Raw genomic sequence first — 10,489 nt, 5'->3', positions numbered from 1 at the left:
ATGTGGAATTGGTCGGCGCGTTCGACAATGTCGACACGGTGATCGTTTGCGCCTGAGCATTGCCGAGTGAAAACACGGCGACCAAGCACAGGGTGAGCAGGGATGTTGTTTTGATGTTCATGGTGGTCATGGGGATGTGAGTTTGCGAGTTGACTTAATACGCCAAATCTCCGGCGCTATGCTCGCTTTTTCAAACGGAATAAATGGCAAAGTTTAGCATAAAAAGACTACCCACTAATTCCTTGAAGTTGCCGCTTTGAGTGACAAGAACTGTGAGGTTTTCTCTTGGAAAAAAGGTGAAAAGCAGGACATTGCGACAATGATTCGTTACGCGTGGAGTGATTTGAAGGGGTTGCAAACCCGGTGCCCCCACGTCGCTGCGATCATGGATGCCGGGCACAGAGACGTCCCTTTTTACGTGCAGGAAGACTTCTCAACCTTGGCATTTATCCGGCGCGGCACCGGCACCAAAGTGGTCGGCAGCCGGAAATACAGCATCAGCGAGCGGTCGGTGTATGTGATCCATCCCGGCATCCAGCACTCCTATGAGAGCACACGCCGCCTCCTTCTTTGCAATTTCTGCTACCGTCCGGAAATCTGGAACAGCCTCCCGACTACGCTGCAATCGCACATCGGCTTTCACGCGCTCTTTCATATCGAACCGACTTTGCGGCGGACGCGCAACTACGACGCCCGCCTGGTGATCGACAAGGAAGATTTCCAAATTTTCATGGACCATATCCGTGTTTTGATCTCCCTGCGCGATCCGCACCCGGCGGTGGAGATCACGGCGGTCGCTCGGGTGACGGAAATTTTCGCCCGTTTGATTTTCCTCTACGAGCAGCAGCACTCGGAAAACAACGCGCACGCGCTGCCCATGAAAGTCGCCCGCGTGGTGCAATGGATCAACGAAAACATCAGCCGCCCGTTCGACAACCGGGAAATCGCCGGGGTGGCGGAGGTTTCGCAGCGCACGCTGGCGGCCCTTTTCCAAGAGGTTTACGGGATCAGCCCGAAGGAGTTCGTCCTCCGCCAGCGCTTCCGCGTGGCCAAGAATCTGTTGCTCGACACCGAACTCAACATCACGGAAATCAGCGCGGCCTGCGGCTTTGCCGACAGCAACTATTTTGCCCGGCGGTTCCGGGAAAACTTCCACATGCAGCCCCGCGAGTTCCGCAAGAGAGGAAAGAAAGCCAAGCCTGCACGGGCCGGGAAAAGACCGGCGAAAGCCTGATCTGTGGGAATGCCGGGCAGTTTGAAAGTCTCCAATGCCGGAAGCCCGGCGAGCATGATCCGCTCGGTGCCGACGGCTCCACGCGCTCTCTTTGCCGGCAAGACTTGCGCAATTATGACCGGGAGTTTTATTCTTATTTCAGAGGCGAGCGCGGCAGTCTGCTCTCCCGCTCAGTTCCCAAAAACCTGTGGTTCCGATCTTGCACCTTTCAATCCAGAACCGCACGTGGCTGCTTGAATAATGGTCCGGTGCCACACAGCGGGCGCCCGGCATTCCACGCGATCATGCGAACGGATATGACGAGCCGGAACCCGGGGATCATGCAACGATCGCACGTTGAACGGTGCCCGTTGCAGGGTTGACCGGCACCGGATCTCCTCTGCGAATTCATGGCTAAGAACACTGTCAAAGTAGGGATTGTCGGCATCGGCGGATACGGGCGCGCTCTTTTGGAGCTGCTTCTCGACGAGCAGCAGGCGGGCACGGCGGAAATTTCGGCCGCGGTCGTTGTGGATCCGGCGGCCGACGCTTCACATCTTGCTTTTCTCAAATCCGGTGCGCCCGCATGCCGGATTTACCGTTCGTGGGAAGAACTCATGACGGCCGGGGAAAAGCTCCAGCTGATGGTGCTGCCTGTGGGCATTCCGTTTCATGCGGACTTGTCGGTGTCATCGCTGGCTGCCGGGTGGAATGTCCTCGTGGAAAAGCCTCTGGCCGGATCCGTGGCCGACGGGCTGCGTATTGTCGAGGCCGAGGAACGCAGCGGCAGGTTCGTCGCTGTCGGCTATCAAGACATGTATGGCGAGGCCGTGCCGGAGATTCTGTCGGCAATTTCGTCCGGTGAAATCGGGGCTGTGGAACGGGTCAGCGCCTTTGCCATCTGGGGTCGCCCGAGGTCATATTATCGACGCAACACTTGGGCCGGGCGGCTTTATGACGCGGGCCGGCCCGTCTTCGACTCGCCTTTCAACAACGCGCTGGCCCATTTTCTCAACATGGCCCTGGTCTTCGCCGGTGACACGCGCGGCAATCCGGCGAGGCCGCTCTCGGCGCAGGCGGCGCTCTTCCGCAGACACGCCATTGAATCCTGCGACACCGCCAGCATCCGCTGGGCTACGGATTCAGGCGCGCAAGTGGATGTCTATTTCTCACACCTCACAAGCAGGCAAATCGGACCCCATTTGCAGATCCATGGAAGCAGGGGTTCGATTTTCTGGAGGGTGGAGGATTGTTGGGAACTGCACAGCGGGGGGAAACCGGCTCTCCGCCGCGGCGTCCAAACCGGCCCCGAATTAAGAAAATCCATGATGCGGCGAGTTTTGCAGCGTGCTTCCGGTGAGGAGGTGAAAGTGTTCACGCCGCGCCAGGCTCTTGCCCACGTGGAGGCTGTCGAATTGGCCCACCGCGCCGCGGAAATTTTCACGTTGCCGCCAGGCCCGGTCCCGGCGGAGGAAGAGTGGATTGAAGCCGATCATCTGGAAGAAGTCATGAGGTCCGCCCGGGATGCGAATCGTCTGCTATGCGCGCAGTCCCTTGCGGAACCTCTGCGGCACACATGTTCGGAATGATGCCCCCCAAACAAGGCGGGATCTTCGATGATGGAGGCTTTTGGCTGAAGGAAGTTGCCCAAACGTGAATCACCGGCGACGCGTCACCGTGGGATAAACTCGAGAAACTTGCGGAGACCATGCTCCAGCTTCCGCAACTTTCATTGCTCCTGAGTCGCCGCCTGCCTCAAAGCTGGCGGAACCAATCTTCCGGCCCCATGGCTCTTGCCCACTTGAAGCGTCGAAGAAGCCAGATCTTTTACCCTTTCCTCGACTTCGGGCGTGACGCGGTCATTCTATCAGTGCCGCCGGTAAAGGCGGGAAATCGTATTTTCATGGCAGTCACCGCGCAACCGAAGGTATTGGCCTTTGCCGAAACGCCGTTTCTGAGCATCACGGCGCTGGTGGCCGATGCCATGCTCAAGGCGGGGGATATCGAACTGCTCGGGTTCGAGCCGACCGGGACCGAGATGATCATGATCCGCATCGCAGCCGCAGGGACCGGCGATGCCGAAGCCGCGCTGGCCGCCGCACGCCAAGAGGCTGCTCGGCTCGGGGCCTCGGCAACCACCGCGATGATGGCCCGCCCGCATTCCGACATCCCCTTGCTCAACACCAAACCGAACACCATCAATCCTCTTTACGGCGGACGCGAGGAGATGCGTGCGTCGGATTTTCCTCAAAAACCTATGAACGCAAAACAACAAGCCATCGGAATTCTCGAAACCCAGGGACTCACCGCCATCCTCGAAGCCACGGACGCGATGCTGAAAGCTGCGAACGTGGAACTCGTGGGCAAGGAAAAGATCGGCGCGGCCTACGTGACAATCATCGTGCGCGGCGATGTGGCCGCCGTGAAAGCGGCGGTGGATGCCGGAGCGCAGGCGGCCGCCCCGCTGGGCAAAGTCATCGCCGCCCACGTGATCGCGCGTCCGCACGAGGGGTTGATTGCGCTGCTGCCCTGAGTCGCGCCCGCGGTGCGGGTGAAAGACCAACCTGATCGGAGCCTGTCCCGGCACCTTTTGTTGACGTGGTCTATCGCGTCTGCCGGGGACGCAAGGTGCCGCCGAGACGCTCTTGGATTCTGGCGGCGCATTTGCGAAGGGGCTGCACGAGTCGCAAGGGGTCGATCTTCCCGCGCGCGGGCGAAAGCACCGAAATGGCCAGCGAGGCGAAAAGAGGCGTCCCCTCGAACCCGCAACCCACGGCAGTGTCGGCAACGCCACCGACCGTTTCGCTCAGGGCGGTGGAAACGCGGGTCCGGGCCACACGCCTGATGACATTCTCCATCTGGCGCCGCCGATGGGCGCCCAGTGCCCGCCAATCCGGGTCTTCTCCCAGCAAACGCATCCGCTCCGCCTCGTCCAGAACCGAAAGCAAAAGGCGCCCCGAAACGGTGTGGATGGCGGGGAAGCGTCCGCCCACTTCCACCGCCAGCCTGATGGGGCGCGGGCTTTCATTGCGGTGGATCACCACGAGTTCGGTGCCGTCGAGGAGGCCGAGATGGCAGGACTCGCCCGTCTCCTCGCTCAGCCGTTTCATCTCGGGTGCGGCGGCTCGCACGAGTTCCGCAACCGGCTCGAGCCTCTGCGCCAATGCGTGCAGCTTGAGCGTGAGCCGATACGCCCCGCCGGCCTCGCGCTGCAGGTAGCCGCGCGCCTCCAGGCAGCTTACCATGCGGAAAATCTCGCTGTTGCCGCGTCCCACCGCGGCGGCCAGGTCGGTCAAGGTGAGGGGGCCGGCGCTGACAGCCAGCGCCTCGATGAGGTCGAGCCCCTTTTCCAGTGCGGGCACCGGGTAGGATTTTGCGGGCATGGGAGCAGATCGTGGCACGGACGGCCCCCTGATTCGAACAATTTTATTTGCAAAATAGACTTTTGCCGGAGAGATTGGCGTATACATGTCCCCCGTTTTGAACACGCGTCCCGAACTTCCCGCGAAAAAGTTTCCCATCGCCATCATCGGCACGGGAGGCATTGTCAAAGACGCGCATTTGCCCGCCTACCGCCTGGCGGGATTTCCCGTGTGGGGGATGATGAACCGCACGGTGTCCCGCGCCGAGGCCCTCGCCAAGGAATACGGTGTCAGCGAGGTGTTCGACTCGCTCGACAAAATGGTCGCGAAGGCCCCCGACGATGTGATCTACGACCTGGCCCTGCCGGCCTCGATGTTCGTGGAGGCCTTGCGGACGTTGCCGGACGGTTCGCATGTTCTGATCCAGAAGCCCATGGGGGAAAATCTGGAGGAAGCGCGGGAAATTTTGCGGGTCTGCCGCGAGAAGGGATTGCGGGCCGCGATCAATTGCCAGCTGCGCTACGCCCCGTTCGTGCTCGCGGCACGGAGTCTCATCGCCCAAGGCGTGATTGGCGACCTGCTCGACATGGAAATGCGGCTGAATGTTTTCACGCCGTGGGGACTGTTCCCCTTCTTGGAGGGTATCCCGCGCGTCGAGATTGTTTACCACAGCGTCCACTACATCGATCTGTTCCGGTCGTTTCTCGGGGAGCCGCGGAGCATGATGGCGCGCACGGTGCCGCATCCGTCCCTGCCCAAGCTGGCGAGCGTGTCGAGTTCCATCATCATGGATTACCCGGATCCGGTCCGCGCCACGATCACGACGAACCATTCCCACCGGTTCGGCGCGAAGCACCAGGAAAGCTACCTCAAGTGGGAGGGCACGAAGGGCGCGATCGTAGCGCGGATCGGGCTGCTGATGGATTATCCCCGCGGCGTCGGCGACACTTTCGAGTATTGTGCGCTCGTGGAGGGGCGCGAGCCGGAGTGGACGCCGGTCAAAATCGAGGGCTCGTGGTTCCCCGAGGCCTTCATCGGCACGATGGCCCAGGTGATGCGCGCCAAGGAAGGCTCGGCCCCGGAAATGCCGACATCGGTGGAGGACGTCATCAAGACGATGGCGTGCGTCGAGGCGGCCTACGAGTCGAGTCGTGTCGGCGGCGTGCCTCCGGGGAGGTTCCTCGCGTGACATCCGGACAGTTCTTCGAAGACTACGAGGTCGGGTCGGGGCGGGTGACCACGGGGCGCACGATCACCGAGGCCGACATCGTGCTCCACGCGGGACAGACCGGGGATTTCTACCCGCATCACATGGACAAGGAGTGGTGCGCGACCCAGCCGTTCAAGGAGCGCATCGCGCACGGCACGCTGGTCTTTTCGGTCGCGGTCGGCCTGACGGCCGGCGAGATCAATCCGCGGGCGATGACCTACGGCTACGAGCGCCTGCGGTTCCCGAAACCTGTGTTCATCGGCGACACCATCACGTCGAAAATCACAGTCTCGGCAAAGCGCGACCACAAGCGGCCGACCCACGGGATTGTGACGGAGAAACTCGAGGTCACCAACCAGCACGGCGAAACCGTGCTGGCTTGCGAGCACCTTCTGCTCGTGGAGCGGCGGGAGGCTCCGTCCGGGGCATGATCGAACTGCGCGGCATCGCCTGGAACCACTCGCGCGGCTTCACCTCCGTGGTCGCCACCGCGCAGCGCTTCGAGGAACTGCACCCCGGGGTCCGCATCACTTGGGAGAAGCGTTCCTTGCAGGCCTTCGCGGATGCGCCCATGGACCGACTCGCGGCGGATTACGATCTGATCGTGATGGACCATCCGCACACCGCGATCGCCGCGGAGTCGGGTGTCCTGCTTCCTCTCGACGAATGGCTTCCGGCGGAATTCCTCGGGGACCAGAGCCGGAATTCCGTCGGGCGTTCGCACGACAGCTACTCGCACCTCGGGCACCAATGGACGCTGGCGACCGACGCCGCGGCGCCCGTCGCGACATGGCGCCGGGATTTGATGGACGCGCACGGGTTGCCGCTGCCCGCGACGTGGGAGGACGTGCTTGCGCTGGCGAGGGCCGGCCATGTCGCGGTTTCGTTGTTCCCGGTGGACGTGCTCATGCACGTTTACATGTTCTGCGAGGCGCTCGGGACGCCGGCTTTTGCCGCAGACGGCGAATTTGCGCCGGCGGATTCGGTGGCGGCGGCGCTCGAGTGCCTGAAGGAACTCGGGGAGCTCTGCGGGCCGGAGTCGTTCGAAAGAAATCCGATCCTCACGGCCGAGTTTATGACGCGGGACGACGCGGCGGCCTATTGTCCGTTCGCCTACGGTTATTCGAACTACTCGCGTCCCCGCTACGCCCGCAAGGTGTTGAAAGCGGGCGGCCTCGTGAGCTTCCGGGGCAGGCGGCTGCGTTCCACGCTCGGCGGTGCGGGGCTGGCGGTTTCCTCGAAAACCGCGCACCGGCAAGTCGCGGCGGATTACGCGCGCTTCACGGCGGAGGCCGAGACCCAGCGGGGGATTTATTTCGAAGCCGGCGGGCAGCCGGGCTACCGGGGGGCGTGGACCGATGACGGGGTGAACGCCGCCTCGAACAATTTTTTCAAGGACACGCTGGCCACCCTCGACGAGGCGATTGTGCGACCGCGCTACGCCGGCTACATGCACTTCCAAGACGCCGCCTCCCCGGTTGCGCACGCCTTCGTGGCCGGCAAATCCAGCCTCAAATCCACGCTCGATGACCTCGGGCGCATCTACCGCGATTCGTTGCAGGTCCCGTCATGAAACCGCTCGAAGGATTGACGGTTTTGGATTTTTCCCAGTTCCTCGCGGGGCCGGCCGCGGCCATGCGTTTGGCCGACCTCGGGGCCCGCGTCATCAAAATCGAACGCCCCCAAGGTGGGGACATTTGCCGGCAGCTTTACATCACCAACCTCGGCGTCGAGGGGGAAAGCACGCTGTTTCACTCGATCAACCGGAACAAAGAGGGGTTTGCCGCCGACTTGAAGAATGCGGACGACCTCGCGGTCGTGCGCGCTTTGATCGCCAAAGCCGACGTGCTCATCGAGAACTTCCGGCCCGGCGTGATGGCCAAGCTCGGGCTCGACTTCGAGGCGGTCAAAAATTTGAACCCGAAGCTGGTTTACGCCTCGGTGACGGGCTACGGCACCGAAGGTCCGTGGGCCGGCAAACCCGGACAGGATCTGCTCGCGCAGTCGATGTCCGGATTGACCTGGTTGAGCGGCAATGACGGCGATCCGCCCACGCCGATGGGCATCGCGGTCGGCGACCTCACGGCCAGTGCGCATCTGGTCCAGGGCATCCTCGCGTGTCTCGTCCGGCGCGGCGTCACCGGGCAGGGTGGGCGGGTCGAGGTGAGCTTGCTGGAATCCATCCTCGACCTGCAGTTCGAGGTCGTGACCACGCACCTGAACGACGGCGGACAGCCGGTGCGGCGCAGCAAGGAAAGCAATGCCCACGCTTATCTCGGCGCGCCCTACGGCATCTACCGCACTGCCGACGGATGGCTTGCGCTTGCCATGGGGGCGGTGCCGCGGTTGGGCGAACTGCTCGGATGCCCGGCGCTCGCGCAATTCGCCGAGCCCGCCACATGGTTCGATCGCCGCGATGAAATCAAAGCCATCCTTCGCGACCACTTGGCGGGCCGGCCGACGTCGCACTGGCTGGGAATTCTCGAGCCTGCGGATATCTGGTGCGCGGAGGTGCTGGATTACGCACGGTTGCGCCGCACGGAAGGATACCGCGCCCTCGGAATGGAACAGGTGGTTCTTTGCCCCGGCGGCACCCCGATCACAACCACGCGCTGTCCCATCCGTATCGACGGCGAAATCCTCAATTCGTCCCGTGGTGCGCCTTCCATCGGCCAACATACGACCGAAATCCGGGAAACCATCAGCGACACCGCATCATGAAAAACCCGAACCCCGACCCCGAGAAGCACGGCGAGATCCCGATCTGGAACGCGGAGGACTGGCTGTATGAAGACATTGTCATAGGGCGGCGCATCCGCTCCATCCGCCGCACGATCAGCGAGGGCGAATCCATGCAGTTCAACGCGCTCGTGCTCGACATGCATCCCTACGTGGCCGACGAGATTTTCGCCAGGGAGCAGGGGGTGTTCGGGCGGCGCCTCGTGGCGGGGGCGATGGTTTTCAGCGTGGGACTCGGGCTGGTGGCCACCAATTGTGTGAATGCCTTCAGCTACGGCTATGACAAGCTTCGCTTCATCAAGCCGGTTTTCATCGGCGACACGATCTACACCATCAAGACCGACCTCGAGAAGACGCCGAAGTATCCCGAGATGGGTCTTTACCGCGCGAGCTACGAGGTGTTCAAAAACGAGGGTGAACTTGTGCTTTACTGCGAGCATTTGCAGACCGTCAAATACCGCGATGCGGCGGCGGCGCGCGGCAACGCCTGACTTCCATCCACTATGACACCTGCGGACCCCATCCTCGGCACAGGACTGCACGCGGTAGGCGCCATGTGTGCGGCGCTTTGCTACACGCCGCAAAAGGCGGCACGCGGCTGGTCGTGGCAGACCTTCTGGCTGGCACAGGCTTCCGTTTGCTGGCTGATCCTGCCGGTGGTCGGAGCCTGGCTCACGATCCCCGGGCTTATGTCCGTCCTCGCGGAAGCCCCGTCGTCCGCGATGCGCAATTCCTTCCTTCTCGGGATGCTCTACGGCGTCGGCGGCACGGCGTTCGGCCTGGCCATCCGCTACATCGGGTTCTCCATGACCTACGCGCTGGCCATCGGAATTTCCTGCGTCCTGGGCACCTTGCTCCCTCCGATGGTCAACGGGCAACTTGCGGTCGTCTTCGGCAAGCCCGGTGCGGGCTTTGTGCTCGGCGGCATCGGGATCGGCGCCTGCGGGATCCTGCTCACCGGGTTGGCCGGCCGGTTCAAAGAGGCCGACCTCGGCGGCCGCAGCGACTCGTTCAACCTCGCGAAAGGCATACCGCTGTGTCTTCTCGCCGGCGTGCTGTCGGCGGTTTACGGATTTTCGCTGTCGGCGGGACAACCGATCGCCGACGTTGCGGCCAAGCACGGTGCGGGGCAGTTCGAGGGCAACGCCATTTACATCTTTTCCAACTCGGGCGCATTCCTGACCACCGCCATCTACTGCCTCTGGTTGCACCTGCGGCACCGCACGATGCGCGAATACGTCGACCTGCCTGCCGGTATCGAGAACAAGCGCCTGCCGCTCAATTTCTCCATGGCCGTCCTCACCGGATGCCTCTGGTATGGACAATTCTTTTTTTACGGACTCGGCCACGTGCGGATGGGCGAATACAAGTTTTCCAGCTGGGGCGTCCATATGATCATGCTGGTGCTCTTCAGCACGTTCGCGGGCATTTTGCTGCGGGAATGGATTTCCTGCCGCCCGCGCACCCGGGCCAGCCTCGCCCTCGCTGTTATTGTGCTGATCGCCGCCGTGCTCTGCCTCGCTTATGGCAACTACCTCGGAGAAGCCGTCCCCGCCCATTAGTGAATCCCATGGAACGCCACGCCACCGCCATCGCGATCAGCGCCGGGAAACTCCACGAATGCAAGTGCCGGTGCGCGGGATGCCGTTGGTTCTGACATGATCGACACCCACCAGCACCTGCTTTACCCCGACCTCTTTTCATACCCCTGGGTGGGCGACATCCCGGCACTGGCCGGAAATTTCCGCCTGGAGGAATACCGCGCAGCCTCCGCCGGCTGCGGCATCACGGGCGCACTTTTCATGGAGGTCGATGCGGAGCAAAGCGCCGCGGAGGCGCGGTTTTTCTGCGAGCTTGCCGGGGATGCGGGCAACGCGATCCTCGGCGTCGTCGCGTCGGGGCGCCCGGAGCACGACGGCTTCGGGGATTATCTCGACAAGATCGCGAGCCCGAAACTCGCCGGCA

11 protein-coding genes are annotated in these 10,489 nt (G+C 62.5%); 10 read left to right on the top strand and 1 reads right to left on the bottom strand.

Features of this window, described 5'->3' with window-relative positions; all coding sequences use genetic code 11:
- Nucleotides 1-319 precede the first annotated feature (319 nt).
- The 3 genes from FGM15_12950 (at nt 320) to FGM15_12940 (ending at nt 3,746) form a co-directional block, all read left to right on the top strand.
- Nucleotides 320-1,234, top strand: a complete 915-nt coding sequence (locus tag FGM15_12950) for a helix-turn-helix domain-containing protein (GenBank protein ID MBU3666766.1) — start codon at nt 320-322, stop codon at nt 1,232-1,234.
- A 389-nt stretch (nt 1,235-1,623) separates the two neighbouring features.
- Complete coding sequence (locus FGM15_12945) at nt 1,624-2,802, top strand: Gfo/Idh/MocA family oxidoreductase (protein ID MBU3666765.1); 1,179 nt, start codon at nt 1,624-1,626, stop codon at nt 2,800-2,802.
- Between the two features lie 119 nt (nt 2,803-2,921).
- A complete protein-coding gene (locus tag FGM15_12940) occupies nt 2,922-3,746 on the top strand; it encodes a BMC domain-containing protein (GenBank protein ID MBU3666764.1) in 825 nt (274 codons plus the stop codon).
- Between the two features lie 70 nt (nt 3,747-3,816).
- On the opposite strand, the gene FGM15_12935 is transcribed toward FGM15_12940, so the two are convergent.
- A complete protein-coding gene (locus FGM15_12935; protein MBU3666763.1) occupies nt 3,817-4,758 on the bottom strand; it encodes an IclR family transcriptional regulator in 942 nt (313 codons plus the stop codon).
- On the opposite strand from FGM15_12935, the gene FGM15_12930 reads away from it, so the two are divergent.
- From FGM15_12930 to FGM15_12900, 7 genes are all read left to right on the top strand, one after another.
- Nucleotides 4,682-5,764, top strand: coding sequence for a Gfo/Idh/MocA family oxidoreductase (locus FGM15_12930; GenBank protein ID MBU3666762.1), 1,083 nt, complete (start codon nt 4,682-4,684; stop codon nt 5,762-5,764). The genes FGM15_12935 and FGM15_12930 overlap by 77 nt on opposite strands.
- Entirely contained in the window at nt 5,761-6,216 is a 456-nt protein-coding gene (locus FGM15_12925; protein ID MBU3666761.1) for a dehydratase, read from the top strand. Before FGM15_12930 ends, FGM15_12925 begins: the two co-directional genes overlap by 4 nt.
- Nucleotides 6,213-7,358 (top strand): extracellular solute-binding protein, encoded by a 1,146-nt coding sequence (locus FGM15_12920; protein MBU3666760.1) that lies wholly within the window; start codon nt 6,213-6,215, stop codon nt 7,356-7,358. The genes FGM15_12925 and FGM15_12920 overlap by 4 nt, the downstream gene beginning before the upstream one ends.
- Nucleotides 7,355-8,506, top strand: a complete 1,152-nt coding sequence (locus tag FGM15_12915) for a CoA transferase (protein ID MBU3666759.1) — start codon at nt 7,355-7,357, stop codon at nt 8,504-8,506. Before FGM15_12920 ends, FGM15_12915 begins: the two co-directional genes overlap by 4 nt.
- Entirely contained in the window at nt 8,503-9,015 is a 513-nt protein-coding gene (locus FGM15_12910; protein MBU3666758.1) for a MaoC family dehydratase, read from the top strand. Before FGM15_12915 ends, FGM15_12910 begins: the two co-directional genes overlap by 4 nt.
- A 12-nt stretch (nt 9,016-9,027) precedes the next feature.
- Nucleotides 9,028-10,086: a rhamnose:proton symporter gene (locus FGM15_12905; GenBank protein ID MBU3666757.1), complete on the top strand. Its 1,059-nt coding sequence runs from the start codon at nt 9,028-9,030 to the stop codon at nt 10,084-10,086.
- 96 nt (nt 10,087-10,182) lie between these two features.
- A partial coding sequence (locus FGM15_12900; protein ID MBU3666756.1) for an amidohydrolase occupies nt 10,183-10,489 on the top strand: 307 nt, incomplete at its 3' end.

The organism is Chthoniobacterales bacterium, assembly GCA_018883245.1.
Taxonomy (GTDB): Bacteria; Verrucomicrobiota; Verrucomicrobiia; order Chthoniobacterales; family JACTMZ01; genus JACTMZ01.
Note: the sequence above shows the minus strand (reverse complement) of the source record. Positions and strands in the feature narration are given on the sequence as shown.